Annotated in this window: 19 protein-coding genes and 2 pseudogenes; 9 read left to right on the forward strand and 12 right to left on the reverse strand. The window is 60.9% G+C overall.

Features of this window, described 5'->3' with window-relative positions:
* Positions 1–37: 37 nt before the first annotated feature.
* A pseudogene (locus tag ASD63_RS24480) lies at positions 38–753 on the reverse strand (aldehyde dehydrogenase family protein); the annotation flags it as partial.
* 1 nt (position 754) lies between these two features.
* Positions 755–1,026, reverse strand: a pseudogene (locus ASD63_RS36320) (aldehyde dehydrogenase family protein); the annotation flags it as partial.
* Positions 1,027–1,272: 246 nt separating this feature from the next.
* Here ASD63_RS36320 and ASD63_RS24485 point away from each other — a divergent pair.
* The gene (locus ASD63_RS24485; RefSeq protein WP_034800120.1) at positions 1,273–1,869 is read left to right on the forward strand and encodes a nitroreductase family protein; all 597 of its coding nucleotides are present in this window, start codon (positions 1,273–1,275) and stop codon (positions 1,867–1,869) included.
* A gap of 64 nt (positions 1,870–1,933) precedes the next feature.
* Here ASD63_RS24485 and gyrB read toward each other — a convergent pair whose 3' ends face one another.
* The 5 genes from gyrB to ASD63_RS24510 all read right to left on the reverse strand — a co-directional run bounded on the left by gyrB (position 1,934) and on the right by ASD63_RS24510 (position 7,264).
* Positions 1,934–4,369, reverse strand: a complete 2,436-nt coding sequence (gene gyrB, locus ASD63_RS24490; protein WP_034800121.1) for a DNA topoisomerase (ATP-hydrolyzing) subunit B — start codon at positions 4,367–4,369, stop codon at positions 1,934–1,936.
* Positions 4,370–4,504: 135 nt separating this feature from the next.
* On the reverse strand, positions 4,505–4,882 hold the full coding sequence (locus tag ASD63_RS24495; RefSeq protein WP_034800122.1) for a helix-turn-helix domain-containing protein: 378 nt from the start codon (positions 4,880–4,882) through the stop codon (positions 4,505–4,507).
* Complete coding sequence (locus ASD63_RS24500) at positions 4,879–5,448, reverse strand: Smr/MutS family protein (protein ID WP_034800123.1); 570 nt, start codon at positions 5,446–5,448, stop codon at positions 4,879–4,881. The genes ASD63_RS24495 and ASD63_RS24500 overlap by 4 nt, the downstream gene beginning before the upstream one ends.
* Entirely contained in the window at positions 5,441–6,544 is a 1,104-nt protein-coding gene (locus tag ASD63_RS24505; RefSeq protein ID WP_034800125.1) for a murein transglycosylase A, read from the reverse strand. The genes ASD63_RS24500 and ASD63_RS24505 overlap by 8 nt, the downstream gene beginning before the upstream one ends.
* Before the next feature lie 15 nt (positions 6,545–6,559).
* Positions 6,560–7,264 (reverse strand): Tim44/TimA family putative adaptor protein, encoded by a 705-nt coding sequence (locus ASD63_RS24510; RefSeq protein WP_034800130.1) that lies wholly within the window; start codon positions 7,262–7,264, stop codon positions 6,560–6,562.
* 130 nt (positions 7,265–7,394) lie between these two features.
* Here ASD63_RS24510 and ASD63_RS24515 point away from each other — a divergent pair, with 130 nt between their 5' ends.
* Positions 7,395–7,892, forward strand: coding sequence for an FxsA family protein (locus ASD63_RS24515; RefSeq protein WP_034800132.1), 498 nt, complete (start codon positions 7,395–7,397; stop codon positions 7,890–7,892).
* 181 nt (positions 7,893–8,073) lie between these two features.
* A complete protein-coding gene (gene secB / locus ASD63_RS24520; RefSeq protein WP_060521526.1) occupies positions 8,074–8,571 on the forward strand; it encodes a protein-export chaperone SecB in 498 nt (165 codons plus the stop codon).
* Between the two features lie 62 nt (positions 8,572–8,633).
* On the opposite strand, the gene dnaQ is transcribed toward secB, so the two are convergent.
* Genes dnaQ through ASD63_RS24545 form a run of 5 tightly spaced genes read right to left on the reverse strand, consistent with a single transcriptional unit; the run spans position 8,634 to position 12,235 of the window.
* Complete coding sequence (dnaQ, locus tag ASD63_RS24525) at positions 8,634–9,338, reverse strand: DNA polymerase III subunit epsilon (protein ID WP_034800135.1); 705 nt, start codon at positions 9,336–9,338, stop codon at positions 8,634–8,636.
* Positions 9,331–9,933 (reverse strand): dephospho-CoA kinase, encoded by a 603-nt coding sequence (gene coaE / locus ASD63_RS24530; protein ID WP_034800136.1) that lies wholly within the window; start codon positions 9,931–9,933, stop codon positions 9,331–9,333. The genes dnaQ and coaE overlap by 8 nt, the downstream gene beginning before the upstream one ends.
* Positions 9,933–10,790: a shikimate dehydrogenase gene (locus ASD63_RS24535; RefSeq protein WP_034800137.1), complete on the reverse strand. Its 858-nt coding sequence runs from the start codon at positions 10,788–10,790 to the stop codon at positions 9,933–9,935. Before ASD63_RS24535 ends, coaE begins: the two co-directional genes overlap by 1 nt.
* Positions 10,783–11,382, reverse strand: coding sequence for a Maf-like protein (locus ASD63_RS24540; protein WP_034800176.1), 600 nt, complete (start codon positions 11,380–11,382; stop codon positions 10,783–10,785). The genes ASD63_RS24535 and ASD63_RS24540 overlap by 8 nt, the downstream gene beginning before the upstream one ends.
* Positions 11,383–11,413: 31 nt before the next feature.
* The gene (locus tag ASD63_RS24545; RefSeq protein ID WP_034800138.1) at positions 11,414–12,235 is read right to left on the reverse strand and encodes a pyruvate, water dikinase regulatory protein; all 822 of its coding nucleotides are present in this window, start codon (positions 12,233–12,235) and stop codon (positions 11,414–11,416) included.
* A gap of 407 nt (positions 12,236–12,642) precedes the next feature.
* On the opposite strand from ASD63_RS24545, the gene hemE reads away from it, so the two are divergent.
* The 6 genes from hemE to rsmG all read left to right on the forward strand — a co-directional run bounded on the left by hemE (position 12,643) and on the right by rsmG (position 19,983).
* Positions 12,643–13,674 (forward strand): uroporphyrinogen decarboxylase, encoded by a 1,032-nt coding sequence (gene hemE / locus ASD63_RS24550; protein WP_034800139.1) that lies wholly within the window; start codon positions 12,643–12,645, stop codon positions 13,672–13,674.
* A complete protein-coding gene (gene hemJ, locus ASD63_RS24555) occupies positions 13,671–14,213 on the forward strand; it encodes a protoporphyrinogen oxidase HemJ (protein ID WP_090426326.1) in 543 nt (180 codons plus the stop codon). Before hemE ends, hemJ begins: the two co-directional genes overlap by 4 nt.
* A gap of 194 nt (positions 14,214–14,407) precedes the next feature.
* Positions 14,408–15,673, forward strand: a complete 1,266-nt coding sequence (rho, locus tag ASD63_RS24560; protein ID WP_089044254.1) for a transcription termination factor Rho — start codon at positions 14,408–14,410, stop codon at positions 15,671–15,673.
* A gap of 369 nt (positions 15,674–16,042) precedes the next feature.
* Complete coding sequence (gene mnmE, locus ASD63_RS24570) at positions 16,043–17,371, forward strand: tRNA uridine-5-carboxymethylaminomethyl(34) synthesis GTPase MnmE (RefSeq protein ID WP_034800142.1); 1,329 nt, start codon at positions 16,043–16,045, stop codon at positions 17,369–17,371.
* A gap of 90 nt (positions 17,372–17,461) precedes the next feature.
* Positions 17,462–19,345 (forward strand): tRNA uridine-5-carboxymethylaminomethyl(34) synthesis enzyme MnmG, encoded by a 1,884-nt coding sequence (gene mnmG / locus ASD63_RS24575; protein ID WP_034800143.1) that lies wholly within the window; start codon positions 17,462–17,464, stop codon positions 19,343–19,345.
* Positions 19,342–19,983 carry a 16S rRNA (guanine(527)-N(7))-methyltransferase RsmG gene (rsmG, locus tag ASD63_RS24580; protein ID WP_034800144.1) on the forward strand — a complete coding sequence of 214 codons (642 nt, stop codon included), beginning with the start codon at positions 19,342–19,344 and terminating at the stop codon, positions 19,981–19,983. The genes mnmG and rsmG overlap by 4 nt, the downstream gene beginning before the upstream one ends.

Consider the following 19,983-nt stretch of genomic DNA (forward strand, 5'->3'; position numbering starts at 1 on the left):
CTCGGCGCCGATCTCGCGGGCAGAACCGGTGATGACNACATAGATGCGGTTGGCGCACACGCAGGTCTGGCCGTTGTTGCGGAACTTGGCGATCAGCGCGCCTTCGACCGCGGCATCGAGATCGGCATCGTCGAAGACGATGAACGGCGCATTGCCGCCGAGTTCCAGCCCGAGCTTCTTGATGGTGGCAGCACTCTGACGATAGAGCTCGGCCCCCACCTCCGTCGAGCCGGTGAAGGTGAGCTTGCGCACGACCGGGTTCGAGGTCATCTCGGCGCCGATCTCGCGGGCAGAACCGGTGATGACGCTGAAGAGGCCCTTCGGCAGGCCTGCACGCTCGGCAAGGATCGCAATGGCGATCGCCGAGAACGGCGTCTGGGCAGCCGGCTTCAACACCATGGCGCAGCCGGCAGCAAAGGCCGGGCCGGCCTTGCGGGTGATCATCGCATTGGGGAAGTTCCAGGGCGTGATCGCCGCAACGACGCCGATCGGCTGCTTCATGACCAGGATGCGCTTGTCGGGCTGATGGCCGGGGATCAGGTCGCCATAGATGCGGCGCGCCTCTTCGGCAAACCACTCGACGAAGCTTGCACCGTAGACAATCTCGCCGGTCGCCTCAGTGAGCGGCTTGCCCTGCTCCAGCGTCAGGATGCGGCCGAGATCGTCCTTGTTCTCGATCATCAGCTCGAACCACTTGCGCAGCACGCCGGCGCGGTCCTTGGCCGTGCGCGCTGCCCAGGTCTTCTGGGCGACNCCGAGATCGTCCTTGTTCTCGATCATCAGCTCGAACCACTTGCGCAGCACGCCGGCGCGGTCCTTGGCCGTGCGCGCTGCCCAGGTCTTCTGGGCGACGCGCGCGGCCTCGATCGCAGCCCTGGTTTCCTTGGCGCCGAGCTTCGGCACCCGGCCGATGATCTCGCCCATCGCCGGGTTGTTCACCTCGATCGCGTTTGCCGCGTCCGCCTCGATCCACGCGCCGCCAACGAGGGCTGCCTGGCGAAACAATGATGGGTCTTTAAACGACATGATCCGTCCTCTCTCAAATCCTACAGAACTTATACAACTTTTTTCTTGGAAACGGCAATGACCTCGAGTCGCCGTTTATGCAATTTCCTGAGGCGCACAAGGCGCGCGGGCGCTCACGTTTCCATGCATCCAACCCGTTTCTTCGCCATCCGTCCTCATGTAGCGTTCGAAACGAATCAAACCATGGGCCGCCAGTCGGTCCAGCGGCGTTCCCAGGTTCACGCGACACCGAGAAGAGGCTTGTCCATGACGGCGACCGACAACAGAAAAGCTGACCATCCGATCGATGCCATGTTCATCGAGCGCTGGTCGCCCCGCGCCTTCACCAATGAGGAAATCGACGAAAAAACCCTGCTTTCCTTCTTCGAAGCGGCGCGTTGGGCGCCGTCTGCCAGCAACCGGCAACCCTGGCGCTTCGTCTATGCGCGCCGCGGCACAGATCGCTTCCCGGTGCTGCTCGACACGCTCGATGAGGGAAACCAGCGCTGGGCGAAGAACGCGGCAGCACTTCTGATCGTGATTTCAAGAACGCATAATGCAGCACAGAACGGCGAGATGCGGCACGCCTATACCCACGCCTTCGACACTGGGGCGGCCTGGTACAGCCTCGCTTTGCAGGCCTCGCTCGCGGGCTGGCACACCCATGGCATGGCCGGTATCGATCGCGACAAGGCGATGCACGCCCTGAACGTTCCCGAGCACTACCGGGTCGAAGCCGCCGTTGCGATCGGCCGGCTTGCCGATTCCTCGACGTTGCCGGACGATCTGCGCGCACGCGAAATCCCGAGCCAACGCAACCCAGTCGGCGAATTCGCCTTCGAGGGCCAGTTCAAGGGCGAATGAAGCGCCAACGAAAAATCCCGGCTCTGAGGCCGGGATTTTCTTTATGTCTCTGCATAGGCCTCGATCAGATGTCGAGGTTTGCGACGCTCAGCGCATTCTCCTGAATGAACTCGCGACGCGGCTCAACCTCGTCTCCCATCAGACGCGAGAACAGGCCGTCGGCGTCGGTGGCGTCGGTAACCCGGACCTGCAGCAGCGAGCGGACGTTCGGATCGAGCGTCGTTTCCCAGAGCTGCTCGGCGTTCATCTCACCCAGACCCTTGTAGCGCTGCATCGACAGGCCCTTGCGGCCAGCGGCAAAGATCGCGTCGAGAAGCGCACGCGGGCCGCTGACCTCCTGCGCGCCGTCACGGCGACGCAATACCGGCGGTGCCGAGTAGATCTCTTTCAACTTTGACGCCAGTTGGTCGATATAGCGGGCATCGGACGAACCGATCAGCGCCATGTCGAGTACGGCGAATTCCTTGACGCCGCGAACCATGCGTTCGAACCGCAACCCGCCTTCGCTGGTAACTGTGCCGGTCCAGCCGCGCTCGGTTTCCTCGGCGATCACGTCGAGACGACGTGCGATCTCGGCGGCGGTCTTTTCGTACTCGTCGCGCTGGCCGTTGAGCTCGACGTTCAGCGCGCCGGCGATGGCCGCCTGCTCGACGATCGCCCGATTATAGCGCGAGTGAAGCCCGTTCATGAGGTTACGCAAGCGCAAGGCATCGGTGATCACCTCGCGCAGGTCCTGCCCGGCGCGGACTTCGCCCGATTCAAGCTGCAGCGTCGCTTCCTCGAGACCCATCGAAATCAGGTAGTCTTCGAGCGCCTGCTCGTTCTTCAGATACTGCGCCGACTTGCCGCGCGTCACCTTATAGAGCGGCGGCTGGGCGATGTAGATGTGGCCGCGCTCGATCAGTTCCGGCATCTGTCGGAAGAAGAAGGTGAGCAGCAGGGTGCGGATGTGGGCGCCGTCGACGTCGGCGTCCGTCATGATGATGATCTTGTGGTAACGCAGCTTGTCGGCGTTGAACTCGTCCTTGCCGATCGACGTGCCGAGCGCGGTGATCAGCGTACCGATTTCCTGGCTCGACAGCATCTTGTCGAAGCGCGCGCGCTCGACGTTGAGGATCTTGCCGCGCAGCGGCAGGATCGCCTGGTTTTCGCGCGACCGGCCCTGCTTGGCCGAACCACCCGCCGAGTCCCCTTCCACCAGGAAGACTTCGGACTTTGCCGGGTCACGCTCGGAGCAGTCCGCCAGCTTGCCCGGCAGCGACGAGATGTCGAGCGCGCCCTTGCGGCGCGTCAGTTCGCGCGCCTTGCGGGCAGCTTCGCGGGCGGCAGCGGCTTCGACCACCTTGCCGACGAGGATCTTGGCTTCGGTCGGATGTTCTTCGAACCAGGTGCTGAGCGCCTCGTTGACGAGGCTTTCGACCACCGGTCGCACTTCCGACGACACCAGCTTGTCCTTGGTCTGCGACGAGAACTTCGGATCGGGAACCTTGACCGAAAGCACGGCCGTCAGGCCTTCGCGGCAGTCCTCGCCCTGGAGCGTGACCTTTTCTCTCTTTGTAATGCCGGACGTATCGGCATAGGACGTGACCTGCCGGGTCAACGCGCCACGGAAGCCCGCCATATGCGTGCCGCCGTCGCGCTGCGGGATGTTGTTGGTGAAGCAGAGCACGTTTTCGTGATAGCTGTCGTTCCACCACATCGCCACTTCGACGGTGATGCCGTCCTTCTCGCCGCGGATCGATACCGGCTTGTGTACCAGCGGCTTCTTCGCGCGGTCGAGATAGGCGACGTAGGCCTCAAGACCGCCCTCGTACATCATCTCGTCCTGGCGGATGTCCGAATGGCGCTTGTCGGTGAGGATGATATGAACGCCTGAATTCAGGAACGCGAGTTCGCGCAAGCGGTGCTCGAGCGTGTTGTAGTCGAACTCGGTCTTGGTGAAGGTCTCGCTGCTCGGCAGGAACGTCACCTCGGTCCCGGTCTCATCGCCGGCGTCGCCGGTAACGGCGAGAGAGCCGTCAGCGACACCGTGGGTGAAGCTCATCTCGTGAATCTTGCCTGCGCGCCGGATCTTCAGCTTGAGCGAAACCGAAAGCGCATTGACCACCGACACGCCGACGCCGTGCAGGCCGCCCGAAACCTTGTAGGAGTTCTGGTCGAACTTACCGCCGGCGTGCAGCTGGGTCATGATGACCTCGGCCGCCGAGACGCCCTCTTCCTTATGGATGTCAGTCGGGATGCCGCGACCGTTGTCGGTTACCGTCACCGAGCCGTCCGGATTGAGCGACACCGTCACGATGTCGGCATGGCCGGCAAGCGCTTCGTCGATCGCGTTGTCCACCACCTCGTACACCATGTGGTGCAGACCGGAGCCGTCGTCGGTGTCGCCGATATACATGCCCGGCCGCTTGCGTACGGCATCCAGGCCCTTCAGCACCTTGATGGAATCGGCACCATATTCGGCGCTGGCGCCGGTTTCGGTCTCAGGATTGTCGGTCATTCAGCTACGGGTCTTTCCAGGTTCTTCGGACATGGTGATTCGTTGCGAATCACGTCTCGGACGCCTCTTGGACTATAGAAAATTTGTCCAGGGTTCCAAATCCCGGACCGCCGCGCGGCGGCCGGAAACAAGCATTCATCCCCTGTCATTATCAGGAAATGTGGCTTTTTCCAAAACATCTTGCAGCTTGCGGATCGTCTCCGGAGACAAAGCGCGAATTTGTTCGCTCAATCGGTTGGCAAAGGCCGTGTGCTCCGGCGTCAGACCCGACGTGTCGAGCACCGTTTTTGGCGAGGAGACGTTGGCAATGCGGAACAGATCCTCCGCCTCGTCCCAGATCACGTTGAAGTAACCGGTGACGCGCTGGAGGAAGTCGAAGCTCGGCGCACCGCGCTTTCCATGCTCGAGCGCCGAGAGATAAGCGGCCGAGACGCCGATCGCCTTTGCCATCTCCTTCTGCGACACGCCCTTGCGGCGCCTGAGGTCGCGCAGAGCCTGGCCGAAGGGCGTCATAGCGCGCTGCCTCTCACCCGCGCCAGGCGGACGTAGAGCGCGCCGTCGCCGCCATGATTACGGGCGGCCGGCTCATAGGACGAAATCAGCGGCCGGAATTCGGGAAGCGAGAACCAGAGTGGCACCGCCCGCTTCAAGGCGCCGTCGCTGCCGAACGAGGTGCCCTTGCCGGTAATGACAAGCACATGTCGCAGCCCCCGCTCGTGCGCCCGCAGCAGAAACTGCAGAAGAAGTCCGTGCGCTTCGCTCTGGATCATGCCGTGCAGGTCGATCCGGCCCTCAAGCACCAGGTGCCCCTTTGCCAGCTTGCGCTTGACCGGCCGCTCCAGTGGATGATGCACTTTTTCGCCGAGCTTCTTCGTCAGCGCTATGCCCGGCTGCTCGAGAGCTGTTGCCGGCTGTTGCGGCCGCTGCTTGCCCTTCGCCTCTTCCGGAGGTTTTGCCTGTTCGTCCTCGGCCAGAATCTCCATCAGGTCGGCGAGCCGGCCGGCCATCGGTCTCGCCGAACGAGCAACCTTGCCCCAGAGAATGCGATCCTCGGCCGAAAGTTTCTTGTCCTTAGCCATGGCCGTAACGGGCCGCGGCCGCCTTGGGAACGAAGACGTAAAAGTCGGCTGCGTTGCGAACCGCTCCGGCCCGCTCACCGGCCTCGAAACCGGATCCGGTAAAGATATCGCCGCGAGCCGGGCCAACGATCGCCGAGCCGGTATCGAGCGCCAGCATCAGACGCTGGAAAGGTTTTCCGTCATCGAGCCGCGTCAGGCTCTCGCTCGCGATAAAGAAAGGAACGCCAAAGGTGTGGATCAGCCGATCAACTGCCAATGAGCGGTTCGGTTCGAGCGAGACCTTGGCGGCGGCAATCGGCCCCAGCCGCTCGTCCTCGACGTCTGCCTCGCGGAAGAAGATGAATGACCGGTTGTGCCAGAGAACCTCATCGACCTCTTCGGGATGCGCTTCCAGCCAGTCGCGAATACTCATCATCGAAACCGTGGCGGCATCGATCTTGCCGCGCTCGATCAGCAATTTGCCAACGGCTGAGAAATAGTGCCCGGTCTTGGCCGAATAAGTGACGCGGCGGCGCGAACCATCCGGAAACCGGAGCCGTGCGGCACCCTGCACATGAACGAAGAAGACCTCGACCTTGGACTTCGCATAGGCGATCTCCAGGCCGCGGCCGGCCAGATGGCCCTGCTCGATCGCTTGCCTGTCCGGATACTCGCTGATCCGGCCACCCTCGGAGAGACCGAAGGCGAAGTAGGGATCCATCCCCTCCGGCCGGTTGCCATCGTGAACATCGACCAGATCGTCCGGTCGGCGGTAGAGCGGATAACGATAGGTCTCGTCCGCTTCGGCGCGGACATCGATCTCGGGCTCGTAAAAGGCCGTGACAAAACCGGAACCCGTTTCGGGCACGATCCGGAAGGGGACGAAATGCGCTTCGAAAAACGCCCGTGCGTTCTCTCCGCTACCAACCTGCTGCCGCGAGGCGGAGAAGGCCGGCAAAAGATCGTCGACTGAAATCCCGAGAGAACCCGTGCGATAGGGTTTGGCCGTCGAGACATGCTGGTGACAGCGACGCATCGCCTCGATCACCGCGGTCGGATCATCATGCTGCCAGCCCGGAAGCTCGGCGAAACGGGCTGGCTCAAATCGATAGGACATCGGTACCGCGTCCGCTCAGTTTTCGGATTCGGTGGCGATCAGCTTCCAGTTCGGATCCCGCGAACGAATGTCGCGCGCGAAGGTCCAGAGATCGTTGACCTCCGCAACCGACTCGGCGTCGCCGTCGATCAAACCGCCCTGCTTGTCATAGGTCGCCGAAATCAGCTGGCTGACGATGCGAACGGTGATGTTCTCTTCGCTGTCCTTCACTTCGGCGTGAATGATATCTGCCTTGTCGATGCCGACGAAGGTGGACTTGACGACTTCGCCCTTTCGCTCGCGATCGGTGATCGCGGCGTCGAAGCCTTCATAGACCTCGCGGGACAGCAGATTCTTCAGCGTCTTTCGGTCGCCGTCCGCGAAAGCCATGACGATCATCTCGTAGGCCATCTTGGCGCCGTTGACGAATTCCTTGGGATCGAAACCCTGATCCGCGTCGCTCAGCGCCCGCAGCTGGGTGTTGAGCGTCGTTCCGGTCTTGGCGAAAGCGTCGATCATTTCGTAGCGGTTTGCTTCTTCGTCCGCATTTTCGCGGCGCGGCAGCTGCACGACCTTGCCCTTGTCGCCGTTTTCCGGCCCCTGGCTCATGTCGCGTGGCGAATACGGATCAAACGGCGGCCGCTCGCTCCCGGTCCGGCGGCCCAAGACGCTGCGCAGTTGCAGGAAAATGACCACCGCGGCGATCAGGAAAAAAAACGTGATGAAGTCAAAAGAGCCCATTTCCACCCGGAACCGCTGTTAGAATTTCTCGTGGCTATTCCATATAGTCCGCAAGGATAGATCATTCAAATGGCGATGTCGCACCCTTAGACGGGGATGTGACACCAGGTTTCATTTTCGGGCAGCATCGATGCGTTCATTTCTTATCCCCCTTGCCATCCTCGGGCTTCCGCTGGCCGAGATCGCCGGTTTCGTTGTCGTTGGCCGAGAGATCGGCCTCCTGATGACGTTGCTGCTGGTTCTTGCCAGTGCATTTGTCGGCGTTATCCTGCTGAGAGTCCAGGGATTTACCGTCATTCGGCGAATGCAGGACGCCACGCGCAACGGTAGCGACCCGGGCCGGGAGGTGCTTGGCGGCGCATTGCTGTTCGTCGCGGCGATCCTGCTGGTGGTGCCGGGCTTCGTCAGCGACGTGATCGGCCTCCTGCTGTTTCTGCCTTTCGTTCGAAATGCGGTTGCCGGTTTCCTGCGCAAGCGAATGACGATCGTGACCGCGGCATCCGGTGCCGGCTGGACACGGCCGCACGAACCGCGCCCCTCGCCGCGCGTCATCGATCTCGATGAGGGCGAATTCTCGCGAACGGACGACGAGGATCCGCCGCAGGTCGGCGATCGCCGCCAGCCCTAGCCAAGAGGCCACGGTGACAGAATGCGCGAACGGCACTCTATCGCCCATATTCCGGAGCATGCTTTCCGCTTTCCGCTTGGAGCAGAAACCCAGCGCCCGCTGGAAAGCGCCGGGCCCGCAGGGTTGTAAGCCCTAGGCCGAAATGCTAGATGGCCTCACCTATTTTTGTCGAGGAACCCTTATGACGACTGATACCGCATCCAACGGCAACGGCAGCGCGCAGCAGAGCCCGACGCTGAACATCCTCGCCCAGTATATCAAGGACCTTTCCTTCGAAAACCCGGGCGCGCCGCGTTCGCTGCAGGCCCGTGACAAGGCGCCGTCGATCAATATCAACGTCAACGTCAATGCCAACCCGCTCGCAGAGAACGATTTCGACGTCGTGCTCTCGCTGAACGCAGAAGCCAAGGACGGCGACCGCGTCCTGTTCAACGTCGAGCTCGCCTATGGCGGCGTCTTCCGCGTTGCCGGCTTCCCGCAGGAGCACATGCTGCCGCTGCTCTTCATCGAGTGCCCGCGCCTGCTGTTCCCGTTCGCCCGTCAGATCGTTGCCGACGCAACCCGCAACGGCGGCTTCCCGCCGCTGATGATCGATCCGATCGATTTCGCGCAGATGTTCGCTCAGCGCATGGCCGAAGAAAAGGTCCGCGCCCAGGTTTCGAACGAAACCGCAAACTGATCGAATTTCAGATTGCTGAAACGAAAGGCCCGGCCAATGTGCCGGGCTTTTTCGTATCTGCCTTAGTCCTGGGGGTCGTATTTTGCCCAGATCGCCTTGGCGCCGATCTTCGCGATCAACGCCGCGTGGGCGGCCAGGTCCGCCTCCGAGAGCCGGTTCGGCAAGGGACGCGGCCGCTGGCCGATAAGGATCGGCGCGTCGTCGAGTTCGATTGCCTGATCGGTCGATCTGCTGGACACAAGGCCGAGTGCTGCCTGACGGCCGCCGATCATCTCGATGTAGACTTCCGCCAGCAGTTCGGAGTCGAGAAGCGCGCCGTGCTTGGCGCGGTGCGAGTTGTCGATACCGTAGCGACGGCAAAGCGCGTCCAGCGAGTTCGGCCCCATCGGGTGTTTGCGGCGGGCAAGCGCCAGCGTGTCGGTCACGCGCTCGATGGCGATCGGCGGCATGCCCAGACGCGCAAACTCGGCGTTGATAAAGCCCATGTCGAAGGTGGCGTTGTGAGCGACCCAACGGGCGTCGCCGAAAAACTCGAGGATCTGGTCGACCACATCGGCAAATGGCGGCTTGTCCTTCAGGGACTCGTCGGTGATCCCGTGGATGGCGAGCGCATCCGGGTGAACCTTGCGGTTGCCGGGATTGATGAAGATGTGCAGCGTGCGGCCGGTCGGAAATTGGTTCTCGAGCTCGACACCGCCGATTTCGATCACCCGGTCCTCGCGATTGTCGAGGCCTGTCGTTTCCGTATCGAAGATGATCTCACGCATCCGCGTCTCCGTTTCTGGCTGCGAGTTGGTCGACGACGGCCTTCACCTGGGCCCGGGTGACGTCGAAACTGTCGCTGGTATCGATGATGTAGTCGGCGCGTTTACGCTTTTCGCTGTCCGGCACCTGACGCGCAAGGATCATCGCAAGTTTTTCCTCGGTCATTCCTGGGCGCTTCAGCGCCCTTTGGCGCTGCAGCTCGGCCGAACAGGTCACGACGACGACGCGATCGACCCGCTTGTCCGCACCCGTTTCAAAAAGGAGAGGAATGTCGAGGACGACGAAGGGCGCGCTGGCGGCCTGGTTTTCCGCGAGGAACTCCTGCTCCTTGCGGCGCACCAGCGGATGGACGATCGCCTCAAGCTCGCGCAGCCGTTCCGGCGCCTGCATGAGCTGGCGCGAGAGTTCGGCGCGATCGACTTTTCCATCTTTCGTGCTTCCGGGAAACGCCGCTTCCACCGGCGCCACCGCCTCGGCGCTATAAAGTTGATGCACGACCTCGTCGGCATCGTTCACCGGCACGCCGAAGTCGCGAAACATCTGGGCGGTCGTCGACTTGCCCATGGCAATCGATCCGGTGAGCCCAAGGATAATCATCAGTGCCTGTCCATGTCGTCGATAATCAATTGTCGAAGGTCGGCGTCCACCGTCGGCCGACAGCCGAACCAGAGTTCGAAGCCGGGCACCGCCTGGTGCAGAAGCATGCCCAAACCGTCGACGATCGCAAAGCCCTGCACCTCTGCCTGCGCCAGGATCGGCGTCTTCAACGGAACATAGACAATATCCGTGACGACTGCGCTCGAAGCCATAACGCCGAAGTCGATCGCCGGTGCTTCGCTGCCGTCCATGCCGAGCGAGGTGGTATTGATGAACAGGCCTGCGCCGGTCATCACGTCCTTGAGTGCGCCCATCGGATGGGCTTCCACCGCCGGACCGAACCGGTCGGCAAGTTCCTGCGCCCGTTCGACGGTGCGATTGACGACATGGATCGTCTTGATGCCGCGATCACGAACAGCCTGGATGATCGCCCGGCTTGCGCCGCCGGCGCCGAGAATGACTGCCGTCGACGTCCGGTCCCAGCCGGCCGCCCGCTCGTCGAGATTGGCAACGAAGCCGCGGCCGTCGGTATTGGTGGCATGCACCTTTCCGTCCTGAACCCACAGCGTGTTGGCGGCGCCGAGTTCCTGGCTGAGCTCATCCGGCTGATCCACCAGCCGACAGGCCACTTCCTTGTGGGGGATGGTCACATTGCCACCGCAGAAACCGGATGTCCCGTCCTTGAGGCTGGCAATGAAGGCGGCGAATTCTTCCGGCTTGACCTCGTGCGCTCGATAGCTGCCGGGCAGACCGAGCTGTTTCAGCCAATAGCCATGGATCAGCGGCGACCGGGAATGCTTGATCGGATAGCCGGTGACGAAGGCGTGGTTAACAAATGTTTCACGTGAATCACGCATCGATCGTTCCCAGTTCACGGAGTTTGGCAAGCAGCGGCAACATCGGGAGACCGAGGATGGTGAAGTAGTCACCCTCGATCTTTTCGAAGAGCTGGATGCCCTCGCCTTCCAGCTGGTAGGCGCCGACGCTCGAAAGCGCCTTTTCGCCGACACGCTCTAGATGACGCTCGACGAAATCTGCCGTCAGCGGGCGCACGGTCATGTGGGCGGAAGACACATGGCGCCAGATGACGTCTTGGCCACACAAAAGGACGACGGCACTGTTCAGGCGGTGCGTCTGGCCGGAGAGCGAAAGCAGATGTGCGGCGGCTTCCGCCATGGTCTTCGGCTTGTGGTAGACCCGCGGCCCCAATGACATTGTCTGATCGGAACCGATCACCAGCGCGTCTGCGAAATACCTGGCGACATCGCGCGCCTTTGCTTCCGCCAGTTCCAGAGCAACGGTTTCGGGCGCAGCGCCCTTATCCTCAAGCGGCTTTTCCAGCGCGCGCTCATCGATCTCGGCTGCCTTCGCTTCAAAGACCAGGCCGGCATTCTCCAGGAGCGCCCGGCGAAACGGGCTGGCCGAAGCCAGGACGAGCGAAGATGTCATCATTCAAGTTCCCGAATTGTTCGAATCCGCTCTAACGCAGACGTGGACGCAGGGCAACGATTGCCGCTGCCGTTTCCTCTATCGAACGGCGGGTGACATCGATGACGGGCCAATTGTTGCGCGCACAGAGCGACCGGGCATATTTCAGTTCCTCGGTGATCGAGGCCTTGTCGGTGTACTCATCGCCGTGAAAGCCTTGCGTCGTTCCGAGCACCCGGTGCTGGCGCACTTGCGAGATACGGTCGGCCGTCGCGATCAACCCGACGACGAGCGGCTTCGTCGCTTCCATCAATCTTTCAGGCAACGGTACGCCGGGGACAATCGGGATGTTCGCTGTCTTGATGCCACGGTTGGCGAGATAGATGCTGGTCGGCGTCTTCGACGTCCGGCTGATGCCGATGAGGACGACATCCGCGTCGTCGAAATCCGCCGGCAGCTGACCGTCGTCATGGTCCATGGTGAAATTGAGCGCGTCGATGCGCGCGAAATATTCCGCATCCATCACATGCTGAGCACCGGATCTCCGCCGCGACGGGGATCCCAGATAGGACTGAAAGAGGTCGATGATGGGATCCAGCACGGAGACGCAAGGGACGCCCATCTCGCGGCAACGGCGATCGATGATATCGGCGAGTTCGCGGTCGACGATTGTATAGAGAACGATGCCCGGTGCGCCGTCGATCGCGTCGAGAACCTGCAGCAGCTGTTTGCGGTTCCGGATCAGCGGATAGACGTGCTCGAGCGCATGCGAGCTTTGAAATTGGGCCGCGGCGGCGCGCCCGGCGGCAATCAGAGTCTCGCCCGTTGAGTCCGAAATCAGGTGAAGGTGGAAGTAGTTTTTCTTGTTCTCCACGCAATTCTCCTGGTGCTGTTGATAAGCCGGGATGAAACACAGCTAACGACGGGGCCTGGATCCAGGCAAGTGGAAAACAGCCGAGTTATTCACAATTGGGGCTGCGGCGGACATTGTTTCGTGGCGGATGTGGACAAGACTCACGGCGCGGACAAAGTGTCACGGATATCAACTGCTTTTCCACAGGCGCGTCAAAAATCGAACGCGACTTAAAGAACTGATTCAAAATGCCTTTCTGAGATTGACCACGCTGTTTTTCCAGAGATCGAACTCATTGTCCCTTCGCTGAGCGTCGTGATCGCCGGTCGTGGACAAGTCAGTGCGTTGTTTTAATCCTTGATACCCACCGACTCTAAGAAATAGAAACCTTCTAAATATCTTTGATTTTTAATTGGGAGAGACGATCCGTGACCGAAACACGCAGAAAGGTTCTGGAGGTTTTGGTAGGGAAGACGGTGTCACCTCCTCCGATCTGGCTCATGCGCCAGGCGGGACGCTACCTGCCCGAGTACAGGGCAACGCGCGCCGTAGCCGGAAGCTTCCTCGATCTTTGCTACACGCCCGATCTCGCAGTCGAGGTCACATTGCAGCCGATCCGTCGCTACGCTTTCGATGCCGCCATTCTCTTCTCCGACATCCTGGTCATTCCCGATGCGCTGAAACGCAACGTGCGCTTCGAGGAAGGCCATGGGCCACGAATGGACCCGATCGATGCTGATGGTATCCGTCTCCTGAAGCCTGAGGGCATCTCTGAACACCTCCAGCCGGTCTTTGAGACGGTTTCGCGGTTGCGCGCAGAGCTTCCCTCGGAAACGACCCTGCTCGGCTTCTGTGGCGCTCCCTGGACGGTTGCGACCTATATGATCGCCGGCCAGGGGACGCCGGACCAGGCCCCTGCCCGTCTCTTCGCGTATCGCAATCCCGAAGCCTTCGATCATCTGCTCGGCTTTCTGGCGGATGTATCGGCTGAATATCTCGTGCGACAGATCGATGCCGGCGCCGATGCCGTGCAGATCTTCGATTCCTGGGCAGGTGTTCTCGGTGAGGAGGAATTCGCCCGCTACGCCGTCAAGCCGGTGCAGCGGATCATCGCCTCCGTTCGGGCGCAGCGGCCGCAGGCAAGGATCATCGCCTTTGCGAAGGGCGCGGGGCAGCTGTTGAACGGATATCGGCAGGCGACCGGTGCTGACGCGATCGGTCTCGACTGGACCGTTCCGCTTTCCTTTGCGAAGGATCTGCAGAAGGAAGGGCCGATACAGGGCAATCTCGATCCGATGCGGGTCGTTGCCGGCGGCGTGGCGCTTGAGGAAGGCATTGACCGCATTCTCGACGCACTCGGTCACGGTCCGCTGATCTTCAATCTCGGCCATGGCATAACGCCGCAGGCCGATCCCGATCATGTCTCGGCGCTGGTTGCCCGGGTTCGTGGAGCGCGGTGATGGCGGAGAAGCAGACCGACCGGGCGCCGGGCAACAGGGCGCGGCTCAGGGCAGCGATCGCGCTTGGTGCGTTCGTGGCGCTTCTCGTCGGTCTGTTCGTCTGGCGCCCGGATGATCTCTATCTCTGGATCAAGGCGCTGCATGTTATCGCCGTGATGTCCTGGATGGCGGCGTTGCTCTACATGCCCAGGCTGTTCATCTACCACACGGATGCGGAGCCCGGCTCCGCCCAGTCGGAAACCTTCAAGATGATGGAGTTGCGGCTCCTGAAAGTCATCATGAACCCGGCCATGATGATTTCCTGGGTGCTCGGGCTTTATCTGGCCTGGAGCATTTATGGCTTCCAGGGTGGGTGGCTGCATGCCAAGCTTCTGTTCGTGGTGCTGCTGACCGGTGTCCACATGCGTTTCAGCCGTGCTGTGCGCGCCTTTCAGCGCGACGAGAACAGGCACGATGCGCGCTATTGGCGGTTGATGAACGAGGCGCCTACCGTCTTGATGATCCTCATCGTCATCATGGTCGTCGTGAAGCCATTCTGAATTTAATCGATTTGCGGCCTGTCATAGGCGTTTCTAATTTGCGACAGCCCCTTGCAGGGTTTCACGTGAATCGCTATTTTCTGCCATCTCCTCTTCATGGCTTGTGACAAAGACAAGAGCCTGCCCCTTCCTGCTGCAGCTCCCTAACGAATACTCGCCATCTCCCCACTACCCATACCAAACATGGATCCTTCATGGCTGAAATGAAGCTACAAGAACTCAAGAACAAGACGCCGACCGATCTGCTCGCTTTCGCCGAGGAGCTCGAGGTGGAGAACGCCAGCACGATGCGCAAGCAGGAGCTGATGTTCGCAATCCTCAAGATGCTCGCGGCCCAGGATATCGAGATCATCGGTGAAGGCGTCGTTGAAGTGCTCCAGGACGGCTTCGGCTTTCTGCGCTCGGCGAATGCAAACTACCTCCCCGGTCCGGACGATATCTACATCTCGCCCTCCCAGATCCGCCGCTTCTCGCTGAAGACGGGCGACACGGTCGAGGGTCCGATCCGCGGACCGAAGGAAGGCGAGCGCTACTTCGCCCTCCTCAAGGTCAACACCATCAACTTCGACGATCCGGAAAAGATCCGTCACAAGGTTCACTTCGACAACCTGACGCCGCTTTACCCGAACGAGCGCTTCAAGATGGAACTCGACGTTCCGACCTCGAAGGATCTGTCGGCCCGGGTCATCGACCTGGTTGCGCCGCTCGGCAAAGGCCAGCGCGGCCTCATCGTCGCTCCGCCGCGCACCGGTAAGACTGTTCTCCTGCAGAACATCGCCCATTCGATCACCGCGAACCATCCGGAATGCTACCTGATCGTTCTCCTGATCGACGAACGTCCCGAAGAAGTGACGGACATGCAGCGCTCGGTGAAGGGCGAAGTCGTGTCCTCGACCTTCGACGAGCCGGCGACCCGCCACGTACAGGTCGCCGAAATGGTGATCGAGAAGGCCAAGCGCCTCGTGGAACACGGCCGTGACGTCGTTATCCTGCTTGACTCGATCACCCGCCTCGGCCGCGCCTACAACACCGTTGTTCCGTCATCGGGCAAGGTCTTGACCGGTGGTGTCGACGCCAATGCTCTGCAGCGCCCGAAGCGCTTCTTCGGTGCCGCCCGTAACATCGAAGAAGGCGGCTCGTTGACGATCATCGCGACGGCGCTGATCGACACCGGCAGCCGCATGGACGAAGTCATCTTCGAAGAGTTCAAGGGCACCGGCAACTCGGAAATCGTGCTCGACCGCAAGGTCGCCGACAAGCGCATCTTCCCGGCGATGGACATTCTCAAGTCCGGTACGCGTAAGGAAGACCTGCTCGTTCCGCGCCAGGATCTGCAAAAGATCTTCGTGCTGCGCCGTATTCTGGCGCCGATGGGCACGACCGACGCGATCGAGTTCCTCATCGACAAGCTCAAGCAGACGAAGAACAACGGCGATTTCTTCGACTCGATGAACACCTAAGACGCGTTCATCATCCGACTTTGGGACCGGTCGACCACGCGTCGGCCGGTTTTCTCGTTTCGAAACCTTAGCCGGATTCTCCGGTCATTCGATTCGGTTTCGCAACAATCTCCGACTAGGCCCGCAATCAGACAGACACCGTTTCTGCTGATTCACGTGAAACACGTGCGCACCGTGAAATACGAGGATACGGCGAGGCCTTGAAATTTCGGCATTCTTTCGGCATAAGCACGCCGACCCATTGAGATAGCGTTTGCCCCGCGTGAGCGCGCTCCGCGAAGCGGAACGATCCGGTCCGGAACTTCGACGATCCCCATTGCATCGACCATCGACGCGCCCTGCGTGTCCGCGGTCTTTTCAGGTGAGCCCATGACAGCGACGCACACGATTTATGCGCTTTCCAGCGGATCTCTGCCCGCCGGCGTCGCAGTCGTGCGTATCAGCGGCGGGCGCACCGAAGCGGTGTTGCAGGCGTTGTGTGGTGGTGTGCCAACACCTCGGTCGGCGACATTTAGATCGATTCGGTCCCGTAACGGCGATGTCATCGACAGCGGCCTTGTTCTCTATTTTCGCGGACCTGCCTCCTTTACAGGAGAAGACTGCGCCGAGCTTCAGATCCATGGTGGTCGGGCGGCAGTAAACGCCTTGCTTGAGGAACTCTCGAAGCTCGAGGGTTTGCGCCATGCGGAAGCCGGTGAGTTTTCGCGCCGCGCCTTCCAGAACGGCAAGCTTGACCTGGTCGAGGTGGAGGGTCTCGCCGACCTGATTGCTGCGGAAACCGAGATGCAGCGCCGGCTCGCGATCGAACACTCCGGCGGTGGACAATCAAAGATCTATGCCGGCTGGGCGAAGCGCTTGACCCATGCGCGGGCGATGATCGAGGCCGAGCTCGATTTTGCCGATGAAGACGATGTGCCGGGCTCGGTCAGCGAGCGCATCTGGCAGGATATGTCCATGCTGTCGCAAGAGATAGCAGCACATATTGCCGATGCGCCGATCGCGGAGATCATCCGCGACGGCCTGAAGATCGTCATCGCCGGTGCGCCGAACGCCGGCAAGTCGAGCTTGCTCAATGCACTGGCCCAGCGTGACATTGCAATCGTCACCGAGATTGCTGGTACGACCCGCGACGTTCTTTCCGTGGACGTTTCCTTAGCCGGATTCTCCGTTAAGCTCTACGATACGGCGGGGCTGCGGGAAACCGACGAGAGAGTAGAGCAAGAAGGTATTCGTCGCGCACGAGAAATTATCGAGAGAGCAGATCTGATCTTGCTGTTGGCCGATGCGCCGGACGGTTTTGATGTCATGTCCGACTTCCCATCCGACACGACGCCCGTGCTACGGGTTGGAACCAAACTTGATCGCGGCAGTGATGGCTGGCGCGAGGGGGCCGTGGATGTGTTGGTCTCGACGAGAACCGGCGAAGGCATGGAGCGACTGCTGGACGCGATCGCGGCGCACCTGCCGGATCTCAGTGGGCGGACCTCGCTGTCGCTGCCTTCGCGGCGGCGCCATGTCGATAGTCTCCGGCAGGCGCAGCGGTCGATCGACGACAGCTTGGCAAGTCAGGACTTGGGGCTGGATATACGCGCGGAACTGTTGCGCCTTGCTGGCGACGCAATTGGACGGATAACCGGCCGCGTGGATGTTGAGAACCTTCTCGATGTGATATTTTCTGAATTCTGTATCGGGAAATAACCAGTAGGCCAGTGCAATACAACGTGTGCGAGTCCTTCGTTGTGTTTCACGTGAAACGATTCGTGCCGGGTCAACCCCGGAGAAGAGGCAATGATGCAATTTGACGTAATCGTCATTGGCGGTGGCCATGCCGGCTGCGAAGCCGCGGCTGCGGCTGCGCGTCTGGGCTCCAACACAGCGTTGATCACGCACAAGGCATCCACGATCGGCGTTATGTCCTGCAACCCGGCGATCGGCGGCTTGGGAAAAGGACATCTGGTCCGCGAGATCGACGCGATGGACGGCTTGATGGGGCGCGTCGCTGATGCCGGCGGTATTCAGTTTCGTTTGCTCAACCGCCGTAAGGGTCCGGCAGTGCGCGGACCGCGTACGCAAGCCGATCGCCGCCTCTATCGCGAAGCCATGCAGCGGGAGATCGCTGCCATCGAGAATCTGACCGTTATCGAGGGCGATGCCTTCGACCTTCTGGAAGAGCAAGGCCGCATCCACGGTGTCGTCATGAAGGACGGCCGCAGCTTTCAAGCGAACTCCGTTGTTCTGACGACGGGCACGTTCTTGAAGGGCCTCATCCATATTGGCGATCAGAAGATACCGGCCGGTCGCGTCGGTGAGGAACCGTCCGTCGGGCTCTCGGGAACCTTGCTGCGTTTTGGGTTGCGGCTCGGCCGCCTGAAGACCGGAACGCCCGCCCGCCTTGATGGACGCACCATTGACTGGGCGCGTGTTGGCCGGCAAGGTCCAGACGAAGATCCCGTGCCCTTCTCGTTCATGACCGACGGGATCGTGAATCGCCAGATCGATTGCGGTGTGACGCGGACGACGGAAGAGACGCACAAGATTATTACCGACAATATCGGCAAGTCGGCGATGTACTCGGGACAGATCGAGGGTGTCGGACCGCGCTATTGTCCGTCCATCGAGGACAAGATCGTACGATTCGGCGAGCGTGATGGCCACCAGATCTTCCTGGAACCGGAGGGTCTCGACGACGATACGATCTACCCGAACGGCATTTCGACGTCGCTGCCGGCTGACATCCAGGAAGCCTTTATCAAGACGATCCCGGGATTGGAGAATGTCGCGATACTGCAGCCTGGTTATGCCATCGAGTACGATCACGTCGACCCGCGTGAACTGAACGCGACCCTTGCCGTCCGCAAGATGCCAGGGCTTTTCCTCGCCGGTCAAATCAACGGTACGACCGGCTATGAGGAAGCCGGCGCGCAAGGTCTTGTTGCCGGCTTGAACGCCGCCTTGGCCGCGACCAACCGTCACGAAATCGTGTTCAGCCGAACGCAGTCCTATATTGGTGTCATGATCGACGACCTGACGTCGCGCGGGATCACCGAGCCCTATCGCATGTTCACCTCCCGCGCGGAGTATCGATTGTCGCTGCGGGCCGACAATGCCGATGCGCGCCTGACACCGCTTGCAATGGAGGTCGGCTGCATCTCGGCTGCGCGGCGCGAACGCTTTGTCGATTGGCGCGCGCGTTTCGACGAAGGACGTGCCCTGTTGAAAGGCCTCTCGGTAACCCCGGCTGAAGGTAACCGTCATGGCCTTAAGCTCAACCAGGATGGCCAACGGCGCACTGCTTTCGAGATCCTGTCCTATCCCGATCAGTCGATTGCCGGCTTGCAGCCCATCTGGCCCGAGCTGTTGTCGATTGGTCCGCGCGTCGTTGAGGCGCTTGAGATCGATGCGGTCTATGCGGTCTATATGGATCGGCAGGCAGCGGATATCGCCGGCATTCAGCGCGAGGAAAATCTTGCCATACCCGATGGCTTCGACTTCGATATGCTCTCGGGCCTCTCCAACGAGCTGAAGCAGAAGCTGAAGCAGCAGGCGCCCCGCAATCTGGCTCACGTGATGAAGGTCGACGGTATGACGCCGGCAGCAGCATCGCTGATCCTGGCGTGGGTGAAGCGTCAGAACCGAACCGTAGAACGTGAAGAAAAGGCCGGCGTACAATGAAGGCGAGTCCAATCGATGTGTTGAACGGACTGCGTGTTTCACGTGAAACGAATGAACGGCTGGAGCATTTTGCCAAGCTCTTTCAGAAGTGGGCGAAGTCGATCAATCTTGTTGCGCCGTCCACTATCGAGGATCTTTGGCGTCGGCACATTGTCGATAGCTTGCAGCTCGCGCAGTTGTCGCCCGGTCCGAAGACCTGGGTCGATCTCGGCAGCGGTGGCGGCTTTCCAGGTGTCATCACGGCGATCTATCTCGCCGAACTTGGCGACGGTTGGGTCCATCTCGTTGAAAGCAACAACAAGAAGGCTGCCTTTCTGCGTGTAGCTCTGGCCGAGACGGGTGCGCGCGGCTCGGTTCACCCGGTTCGAATCGAAGAAGCAGGCGCATTGATTCCCCGCGCGGACGCGGTTTCGGCGCGCGCGCTCGCGGATTTGACCTTGCTGCTCGACTATTCTGCGCCATGGATGACGGCGAAGGAGCAGAAAGCGGTCGCCTACTTCCACAAAGGGCGGGATTACCAGCGCGAAATCGACAAAGCCGTTGGCCGCTATCAGTTTGATCTGGTAAAACATCCAAGCGTGGTCGAGCCGGATTCTGTCGTGCTCGAGATCGCAAATCTGGCGCGCAGGGCCCAGTGA

Origin of the sequence: Ensifer sp. Root558 (assembly GCF_001427045.1) — a bacterium.
In the GTDB taxonomy this organism is placed as follows: domain Bacteria; phylum Pseudomonadota; class Alphaproteobacteria; order Rhizobiales; family Rhizobiaceae; genus Ensifer; species Ensifer adhaerens.

What these genes read in the sequence shown, in the direction of transcription:
- ASD63_RS24485 (WP_034800120.1), top strand. Translation starts at nt 1,273, where the DNA reads ATGACGGCGACCGACAACAGAAAAGCTGACCATCCGATCGATGCCATG.
- gyrB (WP_034800121.1), bottom strand. Translation starts at nt 4,369, where the DNA reads ATGACCGACAATCCTGAGACCGAAACCGGCGCCAGCGCCGAATATGGT.
- ASD63_RS24495 (WP_034800122.1), bottom strand. Translation starts at nt 4,882, where the DNA reads ATGACGCCCTTCGGCCAGGCTCTGCGCGACCTCAGGCGCCGCAAGGGC.
- ASD63_RS24500 (WP_034800123.1), bottom strand. Translation starts at nt 5,448, where the DNA reads ATGGCTAAGGACAAGAAACTTTCGGCCGAGGATCGCATTCTCTGGGGC.
- ASD63_RS24505 (WP_034800125.1), bottom strand. Translation starts at nt 6,544, where the DNA reads ATGTCCTATCGATTTGAGCCAGCCCGTTTCGCCGAGCTTCCGGGCTGG.
- ASD63_RS24510 (WP_034800130.1), bottom strand. Translation starts at nt 7,264, where the DNA reads ATGGGCTCTTTTGACTTCATCACGTTTTTTTTCCTGATCGCCGCGGTG.
- ASD63_RS24515 (WP_034800132.1), top strand. Translation starts at nt 7,395, where the DNA reads ATGCGTTCATTTCTTATCCCCCTTGCCATCCTCGGGCTTCCGCTGGCC.
- secB (WP_060521526.1), top strand. Translation starts at nt 8,074, where the DNA reads ATGACGACTGATACCGCATCCAACGGCAACGGCAGCGCGCAGCAGAGC.
- dnaQ (WP_034800135.1), bottom strand. Translation starts at nt 9,338, where the DNA reads ATGCGTGAGATCATCTTCGATACGGAAACGACAGGCCTCGACAATCGC.
- coaE (WP_034800136.1), bottom strand. Translation starts at nt 9,933, where the DNA reads ATGATTATCCTTGGGCTCACCGGATCGATTGCCATGGGCAAGTCGACG.
- ASD63_RS24535 (WP_034800137.1), bottom strand. Translation starts at nt 10,790, where the DNA reads ATGCGTGATTCACGTGAAACATTTGTTAACCACGCCTTCGTCACCGGC.
- ASD63_RS24540 (WP_034800176.1), bottom strand. Translation starts at nt 11,382, where the DNA reads ATGACATCTTCGCTCGTCCTGGCTTCGGCCAGCCCGTTTCGCCGGGCG.
- rho (WP_089044254.1), top strand. Translation starts at nt 14,408, where the DNA reads ATGGCTGAAATGAAGCTACAAGAACTCAAGAACAAGACGCCGACCGAT.
- mnmE (WP_034800142.1), top strand. Translation starts at nt 16,043, where the DNA reads ATGACAGCGACGCACACGATTTATGCGCTTTCCAGCGGATCTCTGCCC.
- mnmG (WP_034800143.1), top strand. Translation starts at nt 17,462, where the DNA reads ATGATGCAATTTGACGTAATCGTCATTGGCGGTGGCCATGCCGGCTGC.
- rsmG (WP_034800144.1), top strand. Translation starts at nt 19,342, where the DNA reads ATGAAGGCGAGTCCAATCGATGTGTTGAACGGACTGCGTGTTTCACGT.